The 15,103-nt window shown below is 55.6% G+C and carries 17 protein-coding genes and 2 pseudogenes; 13 read left to right on the forward strand and 6 right to left on the reverse strand.

Annotated elements, in window-relative coordinates:
* Positions 1-9: 9 nt before the first annotated feature.
* The 3 genes from AC2FLZ_RS03205 (at position 10) to AC2FLZ_RS03215 (ending at position 1,090) form a co-directional block, all read left to right on the forward strand.
* Positions 10-279 (forward strand): hypothetical protein, encoded by a 270-nt coding sequence (locus AC2FLZ_RS03205; protein WP_496881747.1) that lies wholly within the window; start codon positions 10-12, stop codon positions 277-279.
* Positions 280-378: 99 nt separating this feature from the next.
* Positions 379-549 carry a hypothetical protein gene (locus tag AC2FLZ_RS03210; protein WP_496881748.1) on the forward strand — a complete coding sequence of 57 codons (171 nt, stop codon included), beginning with the start codon at positions 379-381 and terminating at the stop codon, positions 547-549.
* A gap of 127 nt (positions 550-676) precedes the next feature.
* Positions 677-1,090 carry a hypothetical protein gene (locus AC2FLZ_RS03215; protein WP_496881749.1) on the forward strand — a complete coding sequence of 138 codons (414 nt, stop codon included), beginning with the start codon at positions 677-679 and terminating at the stop codon, positions 1,088-1,090.
* Positions 1,091-1,545: 455 nt separating this feature from the next.
* Here AC2FLZ_RS03215 and AC2FLZ_RS03220 read toward each other — a convergent pair.
* Positions 1,546-1,797, reverse strand: a pseudogene (locus AC2FLZ_RS03220) (ATP-binding protein); the annotation flags it as partial.
* Between the two features lie 57 nt (positions 1,798-1,854).
* Between AC2FLZ_RS03220 and AC2FLZ_RS03225 the strand changes: the two are divergent.
* A complete protein-coding gene (locus AC2FLZ_RS03225) occupies positions 1,855-3,057 on the forward strand; it encodes an IS256 family transposase (protein WP_496881750.1) in 1,203 nt (400 codons plus the stop codon).
* Positions 3,058-3,096: 39 nt separating this feature from the next.
* Here AC2FLZ_RS03225 and AC2FLZ_RS03230 read toward each other — a convergent pair.
* Positions 3,097-3,189 (reverse strand): annotated as a pseudogene (locus AC2FLZ_RS03230) (AAA family ATPase); the annotation flags it as partial.
* A gap of 18 nt (positions 3,190-3,207) precedes the next feature.
* On the opposite strand from AC2FLZ_RS03230, the gene AC2FLZ_RS03235 reads away from it, so the two are divergent.
* Complete coding sequence (locus tag AC2FLZ_RS03235; RefSeq protein WP_496881810.1) at positions 3,208-3,477, forward strand: transposase; 270 nt, start codon at positions 3,208-3,210, stop codon at positions 3,475-3,477.
* A gap of 22 nt (positions 3,478-3,499) precedes the next feature.
* Positions 3,500-3,718 (forward strand): M20/M25/M40 family metallo-hydrolase, encoded by a 219-nt coding sequence (locus tag AC2FLZ_RS03240; RefSeq protein ID WP_496881811.1) that lies wholly within the window; start codon positions 3,500-3,502, stop codon positions 3,716-3,718.
* Positions 3,719-3,759: 41 nt separating this feature from the next.
* On the opposite strand, the gene AC2FLZ_RS03245 is transcribed toward AC2FLZ_RS03240, so the two are convergent.
* From AC2FLZ_RS03245 to AC2FLZ_RS03260, 4 genes are all read right to left on the reverse strand, one after another.
* Positions 3,760-4,653, reverse strand: coding sequence for a LysR family transcriptional regulator (locus AC2FLZ_RS03245; RefSeq protein WP_496881751.1), 894 nt, complete (start codon positions 4,651-4,653; stop codon positions 3,760-3,762).
* Between the two features lie 429 nt (positions 4,654-5,082).
* Positions 5,083-5,232 carry a hypothetical protein gene (locus AC2FLZ_RS03250; protein WP_496881752.1) on the reverse strand — a complete coding sequence of 50 codons (150 nt, stop codon included), beginning with the start codon at positions 5,230-5,232 and terminating at the stop codon, positions 5,083-5,085.
* A gap of 185 nt (positions 5,233-5,417) precedes the next feature.
* Positions 5,418-5,798: a cupin domain-containing protein gene (locus tag AC2FLZ_RS03255; RefSeq protein WP_496881753.1), complete on the reverse strand. Its 381-nt coding sequence runs from the start codon at positions 5,796-5,798 to the stop codon at positions 5,418-5,420.
* Positions 5,799-5,807: 9 nt separating this feature from the next.
* A complete protein-coding gene (locus tag AC2FLZ_RS03260; RefSeq protein WP_496881754.1) occupies positions 5,808-6,257 on the reverse strand; it encodes an Lrp/AsnC family transcriptional regulator in 450 nt (149 codons plus the stop codon).
* 193 nt (positions 6,258-6,450) lie between these two features.
* Here AC2FLZ_RS03260 and AC2FLZ_RS03265 point away from each other — a divergent pair, with 193 nt between their 5' ends.
* The 7 genes from AC2FLZ_RS03265 to AC2FLZ_RS03295 all read left to right on the forward strand — a co-directional run bounded on the left by AC2FLZ_RS03265 (position 6,451) and on the right by AC2FLZ_RS03295 (position 15,099).
* Positions 6,451-7,272, forward strand: a complete 822-nt coding sequence (locus AC2FLZ_RS03265; RefSeq protein WP_496881755.1) for a cyclase family protein — start codon at positions 6,451-6,453, stop codon at positions 7,270-7,272.
* Positions 7,273-7,346: 74 nt separating this feature from the next.
* On the forward strand, positions 7,347-8,786 hold the full coding sequence (locus AC2FLZ_RS03270; RefSeq protein ID WP_496881756.1) for an aldehyde dehydrogenase family protein: 1,440 nt from the start codon (positions 7,347-7,349) through the stop codon (positions 8,784-8,786).
* A complete protein-coding gene (locus AC2FLZ_RS03275; RefSeq protein ID WP_496881757.1) occupies positions 8,783-10,015 on the forward strand; it encodes a methylaspartate ammonia-lyase in 1,233 nt (410 codons plus the stop codon). The genes AC2FLZ_RS03270 and AC2FLZ_RS03275 overlap by 4 nt, the downstream gene beginning before the upstream one ends.
* Positions 10,012-11,139, forward strand: a complete 1,128-nt coding sequence (locus tag AC2FLZ_RS03280) for a CaiB/BaiF CoA transferase family protein (protein WP_496881758.1) — start codon at positions 10,012-10,014, stop codon at positions 11,137-11,139. The genes AC2FLZ_RS03275 and AC2FLZ_RS03280 overlap by 4 nt, the downstream gene beginning before the upstream one ends.
* The gene (locus AC2FLZ_RS03285) at positions 11,136-12,761 is read left to right on the forward strand and encodes a GMC family oxidoreductase (RefSeq protein ID WP_496881759.1); all 1,626 of its coding nucleotides are present in this window, start codon (positions 11,136-11,138) and stop codon (positions 12,759-12,761) included. The genes AC2FLZ_RS03280 and AC2FLZ_RS03285 overlap by 4 nt, the downstream gene beginning before the upstream one ends.
* On the forward strand, positions 12,758-13,612 hold the full coding sequence (locus AC2FLZ_RS03290; protein WP_496881760.1) for an HpcH/HpaI aldolase/citrate lyase family protein: 855 nt from the start codon (positions 12,758-12,760) through the stop codon (positions 13,610-13,612). Before AC2FLZ_RS03285 ends, AC2FLZ_RS03290 begins: the two co-directional genes overlap by 4 nt.
* Positions 13,609-15,099 carry a fumarate hydratase gene (locus AC2FLZ_RS03295; protein ID WP_496881761.1) on the forward strand — a complete coding sequence of 497 codons (1,491 nt, stop codon included), beginning with the start codon at positions 13,609-13,611 and terminating at the stop codon, positions 15,097-15,099. The genes AC2FLZ_RS03290 and AC2FLZ_RS03295 overlap by 4 nt, the downstream gene beginning before the upstream one ends.
* Positions 15,100-15,103 lie beyond the last annotated feature (4 nt).

A 15,103-nucleotide genomic window follows, 5' to 3' on the forward strand; every position in this document is an offset into this window, starting at 1 on the left:
AAGTCGACCATGAAACGTCCAGCCATAATTTCCGCAGTCATCGCGGTGCTAATATATGTCGGCCTTTCAACGGTTGCGACTATGGGGCAAGCGGATGTCGGTTTGATCAGCCGCATCGCACCTCTGGAGTCTGCGGATGCGATCGGGTTCTCACTGACATTCGGCTCGGGCCTTCCCGAGTTGATCGCACGGACCTTGGGCTTCCTGGTTGTTCTTGGAACCCCAGCCGCGGTTTTCTTCGGGCTTCTATCAATATTCCGCCGTGGTTCAATCGCATAAAGAAGGCCCGGCAGCCATTGAAAACTATGGGCCGGACAGCAACCACAGTCGAGGCGAAATCATATCTTGACCAACTTAAAAGACAAATAGGAGCCAATATTGTCACGTACTGTTCAAACCCTTGCCGTGATTGTCTTGTTGACTGGCGGCTTCTTCGCGGGTCGCGCTTATGAGGCGTGGCAATATGAGGACATCTGCCTCGATATGGGGGGCGGGATGCAACCGGGCAACCGTCCCATTTGTGTGGTGGAACAGAAAGATAGCGACTGATGGCCAGGCTAGATGATCTGAGAGCGCGCACTATTGTCGTTTGTTTGATTGGAGAATTTCGATGAGAGCGGTTCTGCTGCCGATAGCATTCATGCTTGCGGGCTGAGATACAGCAGAGGTGATTGCTTTGAACACAGTTGAGACGACCGAATTCACGGTCAAAGGACAACAGCTGTTCATGAGCGGTGAAATCAACAGCAAGACGTTGAAACAGTTCAATGAGATTTACGCGCGCAACCCGCACATCAAGACGCTCGTCGAGTTGGATGTGCCGGGTTCTCTTGACGATGATACGATGATCGCGCTTGCCTATCGCGTCAGAAAACTTGGCCAGAATACATATCTGCGGGCCGATAGCAAGGTTCATTCCGGCGGCGTTGATTTGTTTTTGGCTGGCGTGAACAGGACCGTCAAGGAAGGGGCTGAAATAGGCGTCCATTCATGGTCCGACGGCAAGAAAGATGCAAGAGACTATCCCCGTGGTGCCCTCGAACACGAGGAAAATAGAAAATATATCGAGGAGCAAGCTATGCTAGCTTAACTGCGTGTCCGAAAAACCGGCAGCAGGCCAATTTGATGATATTGAGAGTGGACGTTTGCAAGCCCCTAACAGGTTTACCGTTGACGGCTCCAACTATGGTCTGATTTTTCAAGGATCCGGCGACACATCCGATGATTTCGAAGCACTAAAAACCTGGATACAGAGGATAGCGATTGAAATTCACCGTAGGTGACGTTGAGGCGGTTGAAAGCCGAGTTAGCCCATATCCCCTCATCAGTGCCTGCCTTGGAAGTTGTGACATTAGCCCTTATTTTCATGCTTGGAGCATCGATATTAAGTCAGAAAGAAATGCATCACATTTTGTCAACGGCGGAATAAAAGCCGGCCATGTGGCGGCGTAAAAGTCGGCCACTTGTGACGCCGGCATGCGACCGCCGGGAGGGCGTAGCCCGAGCGGGGGTTGCATGCCGGCGTGGCGATTTTTTCTGGTGGTTTCAGCGGGCCTTATTGGCGCGGCTTTGGGCGAGCCGGTAGCTTTTGCCGTTCATTTCGAGAATGTTGACGTGGTGGGTGACACGGTCCAGCAAGGCACCAGTCAAACGTTCGGAGCCCAAGGTTTCCGTCCATTCGTCGAAGGGCAGATTGCTGGTGATCAGGGTAGCACCCCGTTCGTAGCGCTGGGAGATCAGCTCGAACAGCAATTCCGCGCCGGTCTCGGAGAGCGGCACGAAGCCCAGCTCGTCGAGGGAGTGTCGGAAACTTTGTGTGTTGGTCCATAATGATGATGAAGAAAGGACCATCACATGGCTATCGAGAAAGAGATACTGGACCAGCTTCTTGCTGGGCGCGATCCGCAGGACCTGTTTGGCAAGGACGGTTTGGTCGACGAACTGAAGAAGGCGCTTTCTGAGCGGATATTGAATACCGAGCTTGACGAGCATCTGGGCGAAGAGAAGGCTGCCGGTTCAAGCAATCACCGGAACGGTTCTTCGAAGAAATCGATGCTGACGGGAACCTCGAAGGTTACGCTCGACATTCCACGCGACCGGGCCGGCACATTCGATCCCAAGCTGATCGCCAAATACCAGCGGCGATTTCCCGAGTTCGATGACAAGATCATTTCCATGTACGCCCGCGGAATGAGCGTGCGTGAGATCCGCGGCCATCTGGAGGAACTATACGGCATCGACGTGTCACCGGACCTGATCTCGGCGGTGACCGACGCCGTTCTGGAGGAAGTCTCGGAATGGCAGAACCGGCCGCTGGATGCCTGCTATCCCTTGGTCTTCTTCGATGCCATCCGGGTGAAGATCCGTGACGAAGGCTTTGTGCGCAACAAGGCGGTCTACATCGCGCTCGCTGTTCTGCCCGAGGGTACCAAGGAGATACTCGGCATCTGGATCGAACAGACGGAAGGTGCCAAGTTCTGGCTGCGGGTGATGAACGAGCTCAAGAACCGTGGTGTCGCTGATATCCTGATCGCCGTCGTCGACGGTCTGAAAGGGTTCCCGGAGGCCATTAATGCCACCTTCCCCAAGACCATCGTACAGACCTGTATTGTCCACCTGATCCGCCATTCGATGAACTTTGCGTCCTGGAAGGACCGCAGGGACGTTGCCAAGGCCCTGAAGGCGATCTACCGGGCGACGGACGCCGAGGCCGGCCTGGCCGCGCTGGAGGCCTTCGAAACTGGCCCGTGGGGCGAAAAGTACCCGGCGATAGCACTGAGCTGGCGGCGCAACTGGGACCTGGTGATCCCGTTCTTCGCCTTTCCCGAGGGCGTGCGAAAAATGATCTATACGACAAATGCTATCGAAGCACTGAACTCCAAGCTGCGGCGGGCGGTACGGGCACGGGGACACTTCCCCAGTGACGATGCCGCATCAAAACTGCTATACCTCGTCCTGAACCAGACCTCCAACGGGTGGAAATCTCCGCCACGGGAATGGTTCCAGGCCAAAACCCAATTCGCCGTCATGTTCGGCGAAAGGTTCGTCAGTCAATGACGACCTCAGGCCCAACACACAGAATATCTGACAGTCCCGCTCGTCGACAATGAGCAGCTTGTAGGCGGTCATCTGCTTCTGGAAACGCAGCAGACGGCGTTCGTCACGCGCCTCCATCATCTCGCTGACCAGCCAGATGCGAGAGTCTTCATTGCCGATAAGGGTTATGACTCCGATCACATTCGCGCCACTGTAGAAAAGCGCGGCGGTGCATCTGTCATTCCGTCCAGATCCAATCGAAAGCAGGCCATTCCGATCGATGGGTTTGCCTATGCATTGCGCAACCAGATTGAGCGTTGTTTCAACAAACTCAAATGTTCCAGGCGTCTGGCAACACGATACGACAAAACAGCAGCAAGCTATCTCGGCTTCATCCACATCGTTGCAACTCGACTTTGGTTCAGGAGTTTGTCAACATGACCTAGACTACTTGCATGATCACTTGGCCCAATATGAACTGAAACCTATTGATATAAGTGGACCTGACAAGAAGCACAGCAATCTGGTTGTTCGTCTAGGCCCGGATAAACCAGGCGGCATTGCTCTTAGCGGTCATCTAGATGTTGTCCCCGCCTACCCAGATGGATGGAAAACACCGCCTTTCACCTTATCAAATGATACCGATCGCCTCTATGGTCGAGGAACCTGCGATAAAGGCTAGTATCAAAGGTCTGAACGGTAACGGCTAGGATGAGGAATGCGTCAAGCGTCCAATCTGGATTGGCGCACACCATGAAGCTCTCTAAGCCAGTCAATCAGGTGTTCTGCGCTTTCATTTAGTACCATGTCTTTTGGAAAGATAAGTCCGTAGTGCGTTCCGTCTTCGATGAAACCCAACGGCGCGACAAGGCGCTTCCTTTCAATATCATCAATTGCCAGAACTTCGGGACTAAGGGCAACTCCGAGATTGGATGAGGCAGCCTCAACCATCAGAAAGTGATGGTCATGATAGCGAACTTCCTTCGGTCGTTCGCAATTGGGATTCTTGGCGAGCCAATCCTTCCATGCATCGGGTCGTGTTTTCGACCCAAGGCCAAGATAATTACCTTCTTCGAAGCTAGACTTCAGTTGCGGAGCCACCACCGGCCCGACACGTTCCGGAAATAAGTGCTCCACCTGACAAGCGTGGGGAATCGGAAAGTCCAGACGCCGAAGGGCGAGACTTACCCGATTACGTCCAAAGTCAAGTGGACCACCTCCAACAGATAAATGCACTGCAATCTCGGGATAGGCGTCCTGAAATCGGCTTAAACGCGGTATCAACCATCGCATCGCAACCGATCTCTCACAGGATAGGACAACCGCAGTCGCATCTTTTTCCTTTGGCTCCGCAATCTCGCGGATTGTTTCTTCCAATTCGGCAAAAAATCGACTGGTGGTTCGGAAGAGCGCTTCGCCCTCTGCGGTCAATTTGAGGCCGCGCCCGTCCCGTTCGAATAGCGAGGTGCCGATATCACGGCTAAGTTTCGTAATACGACGGCTGACGGCACCATGCGTCAGTACCAGATCGTCAGCTGCTGAACGCACGGATCCTAGGCGAGCGGTCGCTTCGAATGCCCGCAAATCATCAAGAGAAGGTATGGTAGATCGTTTCATTGGTGAATATTTATCACCAATTTGGGTTAGAAGAAATCCCTTTTTTGTGGATGATGAAATACTGGAAGGCTATGTCACGAAGAGCAATCTATTTTTTTGTGATAAACAACTCAGTGTATTCAAGGTATTTGATCACTATGTACGCGTCAAAAATTGGTACATCTATGGGTGAGATCAGAACGGTTAAGTGGTGTCAATTGAACCGCCGCTGAAGTTGCAGCGCCCGCGTCTACGCATGTGCTGTCTAGCGCGTACAGGCAGCACCTTTGCGCCATCTAGAGCGTTTTCGAACCAATCAGAATTGAAGCATCGCCTGATGGCCCGAGGCAGCGTTTGCAAGGCACAACGCGTTCGGGCCATCAGGCGATTCAATCGGTTCGAAAACTGCTCTAGAAGTAGTCCGCTCTCGGTCACTTCTGTCATAGCCAATTACGCACCATCCGCCATAGAGGGGGTGAGCGATTCAATTGGTCCGGTGAAGCCCAGAATGACGCCGATCTTGACCTCGTTTGCGTGCTCATCGGCCAGTGCGCCTGTGGCAAGGAGCGCCGACACAGCAGCAATCATTACATGGTTCAATTCGTTCTCCCTGTTGGATTATTGATTTTGGCTGAAACCGTGAGCCGTCCCTCGCATTGAGAGCTCAGCTTGGCTGACTGGTGCGCCGGATCGGTTCGGGAAAGCGCTAAATGCCCCTGACGCATCGATCGCGACTAAGCCTGTACCGTGATTGTGGACGCCGAGGTCAAGACCTGAATTCTGCTTTACGACGTCAGCTGATCTTGGACGCTTTTCGTTTTATCTGTTTGAACATCGCCTGTATGTTTCGTCGCAACGGGTTCGATCAGAGCAATGAGGCATTCCTCGTCTGCCACTGGATTGTGCAGAGTATTGCGCGGGACAATATGCGTTTGCCCCTGCGACAGATGCACAACATACCCTTCGTATTCGATGCGAAGTGAACCTTTTAGGATGAGAAACATCTCATCTTCATGATCGTGCTTGTGCCACGCCAATTGGCCTTTCAGCTTGGTAACCTTCACGTATTGATCATTGATCTGCCCCACCACCTTGGGCGACCAATGATCCTTAAGCTCACTCGCCTCGCGAGCCAAATCGACCACTTCATCGAAACTGTGGTTCATTTTTTCCTCCTATTTCGTGATGCTACGCAAAACGAGAATTGACCTAACTTGACGAACGCCTGGCAACGGGTAGAGCGAATGCCGCAAGAAACGTTCGAAATCATCTGTGCCGGACACAGCGACCTTGAGTTGAAAGTCGCACTCTCCAGCAATGACGGCCGCCTCTACGACTTCAGGCATGCTGCTGACGGCGCGCTCAAAGCTAGACATCGCAGCCTGGTCGTGACGCTCCATAGTGACCTGAACAATCATGGTCTCTGAACGCCCAAGTGCGGACTGATTTATTACAGCCTTATAGCCCGCAATGATCCCCGCTTGTTCCAACGCTTTTACGCGATTCCAGACCGGCGAAGCTGACAAGCCAACGGCCCTTGCCAGATCAGCGTTGGATATCCGCGCGTTGAGCCTGAGCTCCTCAAGTATCCTCTCATCTATGCGATCCAATTCGATCGAATTCATTTCTGCTATCCTATCCTTTCTTCCTCGGATGGTCTTTTCGACTTAGCAGAATATCGTTTTGAAAACCATTTGAGGAGGCATTATTTTAGAAACACCTTCTGCTCCTTGAGTGTTATCGTGGAATGATGAACTAAGGCGCGGCCAGATTAACAGAGGAATATCCTGCGCCCCATACCCAACAGGAGGATGAAAGATGTGCGTCGAAGGATGTCAAGAAGCGGTTAAAAAAGCGCTGAGCCGCCGCAGTGTGTTGGTCGGTCTGAGTGCCGGTGCAAGCACTCTGTCGCTCTCTAGTGCACCTGCCAGCGCTCAACAGACCAGTGTGGAATTCAGTCGGATTGTAGACTTGACACATACCCTCGACGACATGTTTCCGACCTTCGGCGGGACGTCTGACTACGTTGAGCTAGAGCAAGTATTTTCGGCGGCCGAAGACGGTTACGATACTTACAAATGGCATATCATTGAGCATGTTGGAACGCACCTAGACGCTCCTTCGCACTTCTCAGCGGATGGTCGATCTGCTGCGGAACTGCCGATAGGTGAACTTGTTGTGCCGCTCGCCAAAATGGATGTGCGCCAAAAGGCTGTGCAGGATCCTGACTACGAATTGTCTGTTCAGGATTTACTGGATTGGGAAGCTGAGCACGGTTCTTTACCAAATGGCTGCTGTGTGGCTATGGATTCAGGCTGGTCCGACCACGTTGCGACAGATCGCTTTCGGAACGCGGATGAAACTGGAGCCATGCACTTCCCGGGCATCCATCCAGACACCGCAGCATTCTTGTTGGCTGAAAGGAATGTCGTGGGTCTCGCGGTTGACACGCTTTCCCTCGATAACGGGCGATCAACGACGTTTGGTACTCATGTTGCCTGGCTTCCGTCGAATCGTTGGGGGTTGGAGTGCGTTGCAAATCTGTCGGAGGTGCCTGCCTCTGGTGCAACCCTTGTCGTGGGGGGGGCCAAAATTGCCAAGGCGTCTGGGGGTCCTAGCCGCGTACTCGCTTTGGTCTGATACCTCCCGTCAGATCATGACTTGGCCTCGCTATGGTTTTCACAAGGCGGGGCATTCTCATTCAGAGAGTATCCATGAAATACTATCATTCCCTCGTGAACCGGGTCCCGGTTCCGCGCGAAAAAGTGCGCGATCTCATTGACCCATCCAACGAAACTATCGTCGCTCAGGTTTCCATTGCGACGGACGAAGACGTCATCGCCGCGATCGATCATGCGGTCGCTGCACGCTCTGAATGGGCAGCAACGCCTGCACGCGAACGAGGACGCATCCTGATCGCGGCTGCGGCTGGTTTGGAAAAGCGGGTGAAAGATGCATCCCTCCGCATGTCCATTGAGCAGGGTAAGACTATTTCCGAAGCCGAAGGCGAGTTTGTGCGCGCGCTGGAAACGCTGGTTTGGAATGGCGAGAACGCGGAGCGACTGTGCGCGCCCCAACCCATCGACGACACGCGATGCCTACTTCGAGAACCAATCGGCGTTGTCGCAGCATTTTCGCCTTGGAATTATCCGGCAGTCCTATCGGCACGCAAGGTTGCTGCCCCCCTCGCGGCTGGATGTCCTGTGATCTTGAAAGCTGCGGAAGAGTCTCCGGCGGCGGCTATAGCCATCGTTGAAGCGCTTTGGGAGGCGGGTGTTCCCCCTGGCGCCGTGTCTCTCCTGCTTGGCGATCCAGGCCACCTCTCTGAACAGATCATGGCCAGGCCGGAGGTCCGTGTTGTCAGCTTCACTGGTTCAACGCGGGTTGGGCGGCTGCTCGCGGTCCGAGCCGCTCAGAACCTACAGAACTGTGTTTTGGAACTTGGAGGGAACGCGCCTGTCATCGTCACCAGAGGCATTGATTTGAAAGATACAGCCGAGCAGATAGCCGAGTACAAGTTCGAACACGCGGGACAGAGCTGCAATGCACCGGGCCGCGTCTTTGTTGATCGGGCCATTCATGATGATTTCGTCGCGGCGTTGGAACAAGCGGCGGCGCGCTATTTGATGGGCCCAGCGACCGAGCCCACCACGGTCATGGGACCGCTCTTTGCTCGGCGGGCAGTCGACCGCTTGGCGCATTTTGCAGAAGACGCAAAGCTACGTGGGGCAAAGATATATGAGGCAGCCGTTCGACCAGATGGGCCCGGGTTTTTCTGGCCACCGACAATCATTTCGAACGTCGCGCCTGGGTCTCTTGTGCTCAAAGAGGAGGTCTTTGGCCCGATCTTGCCGGTCGTTCCTTACGACACGATTGAGGAAGCCATCAAGAGCGCAAACGCATCGCCTTATGGTCTGGCCTCCTATGTCTTCTCGGCAGACGAAGACACAAAACGCTTGGTGACCAGCCAGCTCGACGCGGGGAGTGTTTCCATCAACATGTTGCGAGGCGTGCGCGCCGACGTGCCGAACCCCGGTCGTCGTGACAGTGGGCTCGGATATGAAGGCGGTGAGCCCGGTTTTGCTGCTTTTCAGAACCTCAAACTTGTGAACGGCGCTGCCGCGACGCTCTTTGAGGGAGGTTCGAGCACATGACTACGATCCAAGACGTCATAACCATAGAAGGGCGCGGAGCCTTTTTTCATGACGACCAAATGGCCATTCGGGGCGGTCGCGAAAAAGACGGCTTCCTCTATGTTGGAAATCCCGTCACCCCGGGGTTTGAACACGTTCGGATGCCAGTCCCAGCACTTGGCGTGGGCTTGGTTCTATCCAATGGCGAAGTCGCTTGGGGTGATGCCCTAACTGTGCAATACGCAGGGACCTCTGGTCGTGAGCCTGTGCCGACCCATCAATCGCTAAAGGAAGAGATCGATAGCGTTTGGCGAGAGGCCTTGGTCGGGGTATCGGTCGATCAATTCTCCACGCTTTGCGATCGTGTCGCAGCTATCCGCGCCGGTGCTGCAACGCGATACGGTTGCAGCCAGGCCCTTCTAAGGGCCGTCGCAACGAGCAAAAGACGCACGCCGACGGAGGTCATCTGCGACGAATTCGATCTGCCGCTGCCAACCGGCCCATGCCCGCTTTATGCCCAAAGCGGCGATGATCGTCACACAGCCGTCGATAAGATGGTCCTTAAGGGGGTGGACGTCCTGCCTCACGGCCTCATCAACGCGTCCGAAAAGTTCGGGCCTCAGGGAGAGACGTTCCTTGAGTTCATCAAATACGTCGCGTCACGTGTTGAAAGCCTCGGAACAGAGACGTACAAACCGCGACTTCACTTTGACGTCTACGGTTGGATCGGTCTTGGTATCTCGGAGGATCCAACAAAGGTCGCTGATTTCATAGCGAAGGCTCAGGACGCTGCTGATCCATTTGGCCTGCATATCGAATGCCCCGTTGACTATGGATCGACGGCTGCGCAGATCGAAGGATATGCCGAAATCGTCGCGGCGCTGGACCGTCTGGGATGCCCTGCACGCATCGTTGCGGATGAACACTGCAATTCCATCGAAGACATGCGGGCATTTGCATCAGCACACGCGGCTCACATCATCCAGATCAAGATGCCGGATGTCGGGTTGATCTCGGACACGATCAAAGCGGCACTCCATTGCAAGGCAGAGGGCGCTGGCGTCTACATCGGAGGCTCCTGCACCGAAACAGACCTTTCCGCGCAACTCTCTGCTGACGTCGCCTTGGCCGTTGGTGCCGAGATGCTCCTCGCCAAGCCCGGTATGGGAATGGACGAAGGTCTCACAATCGTCGGCAATGCGCAGCTGCGCACCCTGGCTGAGATCTCGTACAGAGGTGCTCATACATGACCAGAAAACCATTGGACGGCGTCCTTGTAGTTGCAATTGAGCAGGCTGTTGCTGCCCCATACGCGACATCGCGGTTGGCCGATGCCGGCGCCCGCGTCATTAAAGTGGAGCGCGCCGAAGGAGACTTCGCCAGAGCCTATGACACGTTTGCAGATGGCGAGAGCTCTTACTTTGTCTGGTTGAATCGTGGGAAAGAAAGCCTGCGCCTCAACCTCAAAGACGAAACAGACCGCCACCTGTTGCTGCGCATGATCGCTCAAGCCGATATCGTGGTTCAAAACCTCAAGCCCGGCAGTCTAGCCAAGTTGAGTCTCGATCACGCAACCCTGCGGTCGGAAAATCCCAAACTGATCACATGCAATGTCTCAGGTTTTGGCGAAGAGGGTCCATTCTCCGATCTCAAGGCCTATGACCTCATAGTGCAATCTGAGACAGCGCTGTGTGCAATCACCGGAACAGCCGATGGGCCCGCGCGTGTGGGTGTATCGGTTTGTGATATTGCGGCCGGGATGTATGCGCATGCGGCCATTCTCGAGGCTCTGATCGTGCGGTCAGTGACTGGGATAGGCAGCAATATCGACGTCTCGCTTTTTGACGCGGTTGCAGACTGGATGAATGTCCCGTTGCTGCAGGCGGCAGGCGGAGCCGCTCCAACACGCCAAGGTGTTCATCATGCATCCCTTGCCCCATACGGCGCTTACAGCACCGGGGACGGACGCACGGTAGTCTTTTCGGTCCAGAACGACCGGGAATGGGTCCAATTTTGCGAAACTGTGATGGCGGATCCATCGCTGACTCGCGATCCAGCCTTTGCAGACAATATGGCAAGGCTTTCGAACCGGGCAGCGCTTGACGCGCACATCGCTCACCGCTTTGCGGAGCTTGGCAATGCAGCCGTCCTTGAGCTTCTGTCCGATGCGTCAATTGCCTATGGCCGCCTCAACGAAGTCACCGATCTCGCCGAGCATCCCCATTTGCGGCGCATCGACATCTCAACGCCGGCGGGGATCGCGTCAGTGGTCGCGCCACCTGCGATTGTAGACGGTGATCGAATGCCAACGCTCTCCTCTGTCCCGGCCCTGGGTGCACATGATCATTCTCTGCGTCAGGAGTTTGGCCAATGACGACGAAAACGCTCAGCATGGGCGAATACGACTATGTCGTTGTAGGTGCAGGCGCTGCAGGATCGATTGTTGCAGCACGCCTTTCAGAGAGCGGAAAACACAGCGTCTGCGTGCTGGAGGCCGGACCTTCAGACTTACGACCGTATGTTCGCATTCCGGCAGGTTTCGTGAAAGCGCTTCATCAGTCGCGGATCACGTGGGGTTTCAAGACGGAGCCGACTCAGCGCACCGGAGGGAGGGTGATCGACACAAGGCAAGGACGGGTCGTCGGTGGGTCGGGTTCTATCAACGGAATGGTCTACAACCGAGGGCAGAAAGAGGACTTTGATCTATGGGCCCGGATGGGCAATCGCGGATGGGGCTGGGAGGATGTCCTGCCACTCTTCCGGCGGACCGAGGCTCGCATTGGTCCTGGAACTGTTGACGCTCGGGGACGCGATGGTGGTGTACCTGTCACCGACATGGACTGGTTTCATCCGGTTTCCGAAGCTTTTATCGCTGCGGCACAGGATTGCGGACTTCCTTTGCGACCTGACTACAATGACGGTGGTCAGTATGGCGTAGGGTATTTCCAACGGACGATCCGCAACGGGCTGCGTGTGAGTTCTGCGACTGGCATTTTGGCCCCCGCATTAAAGCGACCAAACATACGCTTGCTCAAGGATGCCACGGTCCAGGCGCTTAACTTCGATGGCCGTCGCTGCACTGGCGTTCGCTTCCGCAGGCGGGGTGGATCTGAGCGGATCATCACTGCGCGCCGCGAAGTGATTGTATCGGCGGGGACGGTGAACACCGCGCGGCTTCTGCAGATCTCTGGTATTGGAGCCCCCGATCTGCTGAAGGGCTTGGGCGTGCCCGTTGTGCATGTTTTGCCAGGTGTCGGCGAAAATCTTGCAGATCACTACTCTGCACGGATGGTCATGCGCGCAAAACCGGGTGTCGTCACTCTCAATGAAATGGCATGCGGTCCGCGCCTTCTGCGCGAGATTGCGAGGTGGGCGGCGGGGCGTCCCAACATACTGTCACACGCGCCCTCACAGGTCTTCATGTTCACAAAATCCGACGCCGCCTTGGATTTGCCCGATACGCAATGCGTCTTTACGCCAGGCAGTTACAAGGAAGGCGAACACTACGCCCTCGACGGCTATCCGGGAGTCACGGGGGGGGCTTGGCAACATCGCCCGCTGAGCCGAGGTTTTGTCCGGGCGACGTCCCGAGACCCCGAAGTCCTGCCCATCGTGCAGCCGAATTATCTTGAGGATCCTGTGGACCGGCATGTGATGGTCAAAGGGATGCAGTTCGTGCGTGAAGTTCTCCACACACCACGCATGTCACAATGGCTAGACTGCGAGACTGTACCAGGCCCTGATGTGCGGTCCGACGATGAGATGCTCGACTTCTGTCAACGCAATGGATCGACAGGCTACCATCTGATTGGCACCGCGAAGATGGGTCCGGCTGGGGATCCTAATGCCGTGGTGGATGACACTCTGTGTGTCCACGGGCTCCAAGGTTTGCGCGTGGCGGATGCCTCGATCATGCCTTCCATGATTTCTGCCAACACCTACGCGACATCAATGATGATCGGTGAAAAGGCAGCTGATCTGGTCAAAGCAGCATGAAAGCCCCCCGCGCACTGCTCTTCGTCCCGGCGACCGACTTAAAACGTGTGCAGAAGGCAAGTACGCTCGATGTGGATGTTGTCATCCTGGACCTTGAAGACAGCATTCCGGCCGCGAGCAAGACCACGGCGCGCGATGCCCTCTCAGAGCAGGTGTCCCGGCTAAAATCAGCGAATGTTTCGGTCTTTGTCCGAGTGAATGCCCCGTTCTCCTTGATGCGAGAGGACATCCACGCAGCTTTGGAAGCTGACGCAGACGGCCTCATCGTTCCCAAAGTAGAAAGCGCCGCGATGCTGGATGGTGTTGCCGAGTTCATCGCAAGCAATGATGTGCAAGACGTAAAAGTGATGGGTCTCGTCGAAACAGCAAGCGGTATTGCGCGCCTGCATGAGATTGCAAGACATGCATTGCTCTCACTTATTGCAATCGGGGACGAGGATCTGGCGACTGATCTTGGCGTTGAGCCCAACTCCGAAACCATCGTTGCAGCGAAGACTGCCCTCGTGCCGTTAGCCATTGCAAATGACACGATCCCAATCGGAACAGCCGCACAATTGTCCGACTTCGGTAACCGCGATGCCTTTGAGTCTGGCTGTCGCCGTGCGCGCGCGTGGGGCATGTGCGGGACCCTTTGTATCCATCCGGCGCAGGTCGAGATTGCTCAGAATGTCTATGCACCGACAATAGAAGAACTAGAGTGGGCCCGAAGGATTGTCGCCGCCGCAGAAGCGTCATCAGACAAAGGTGTCGTTGGCCTTGCTGGGCAAATGATCGACGCGCCTGTCCTGGCCCGTGCACAGCGGCTTCTTGAAAGGACCGCAGAACGGGGCCTGCAACTAGGTGGCCCATGAGTAGAGTCATACCGGCCCAACACATCGTTGAAGGCATCCGAGATGCCCTACAATACGTCTCCTACTTCCATCCGCCGGACTTTATCGCAGCTCTCTATGAAGCTTGGCAACGGGAAAAGAGCGCGCCAGCACGCGATGCAATTGGCTTGATTCTCAGAAACTCCCGCTTGGCGGCATTGGGTCGTCGGCCGATATGCCAAGATACCGGAATGGTCGTGATCTTTGCAGAGGTCGGAATAGAAGCCCGGCTTCCATCAGGCGATGATCTCCAAACACTCGTTGATCAAGGCGTTGAAGCGGCCTACGCCCATGAAGAGAACCCGCTGCGCGCTTCAATGATAGCCGACCCCGTTTTTGGTTGGAAGAATACCGGCACGAATGCACCAGCAATCCTTCACGTGTCCTTGGTGCCAGGAAATGCCGTTACCTTCCACGTCGCGGCCAAAGGCGGCGGGTCCGAAAACAAAGCTCGCTTTGCGCAACTCCTGCCCCGCCAGAACTTGGAGGCTTGGGTGTTAGACACTGTCCAAGACCTTGGAAGCGGGTGGTGTCCGCCAGGCTTGATCTCCGTCGGCGTCGGCGGCAGTGCCGAGAAGGCAATGCTCATGGCGAAACGGGCGTTGTTTGAGCCGATCGACATGCCCGGTTTGCGACGGAATGGGCCTGTCAACGACCTCGACGCGATGCGTCTACGGCTTTTTGATGCTATCAATAATCTGGGGATTGGAGCTCAAGGAATGGGCGGCCAGACAACGATCATCGATTTAAAGCTCAACACATACCCTACTCATGCCGCCTCCATGCCGGTGGCACTCATCCCTCAATGCGCCGCCAACCGCCACATTGCGTTTCAACTGGATGGTCGTGGGCCAGCGGAACTTCCAGCGCCCGATTTGAGCACGTGGCCTAGCTTGGATGACGGTCAGGGTGCTTCCGTGCGCATTGATTTGAACGCAATTTCTAAGGAGAATTTGGCGCTTTATCCGGTTGGGACGACCATGCTGGTGTCGGGCAACCTTTTGACCGCGCGCGATGCCGCTCATGCGCGCATCGTCGACATGCTTGAGCGTGGCGAGCAACTCCCAATCCCGTTGGCCGGGCGCGCCATCTACTATGTCGGCCCGGTCCCTGCTGCAGCAGGGGAAGTGATTGGCCCCGCGGGTCCGACAACGTCATCGCGTATGGACCGTTACACGGACCGGATCCTGAGCGCGGGCGTCAGTTGCCTCATTGGCAAAGCCGAACGCGGACCCGAAGGCCTTGCCGCGATCCGCCGACATGGTGCGCCCTACCTCGTGGCTGTCGGCGGCGCGGCCTATTTGATATCGAAGTCGATCAGATCAGCCCGCGTCGTGGCGTTCGAAGATTTGGGCATGGAGGCGATCCACGAATTCGAAGTGGTCGATATGCCAGTCACTGTTGCCATCGATGGTACTGGAAAGTCTCTCCACACACTGGGGCCTAAGGCTTGGCAAGTCGCGAAATGAAGTG

Source organism: Ruegeria sp. YKSF131 (assembly GCF_059612645.1).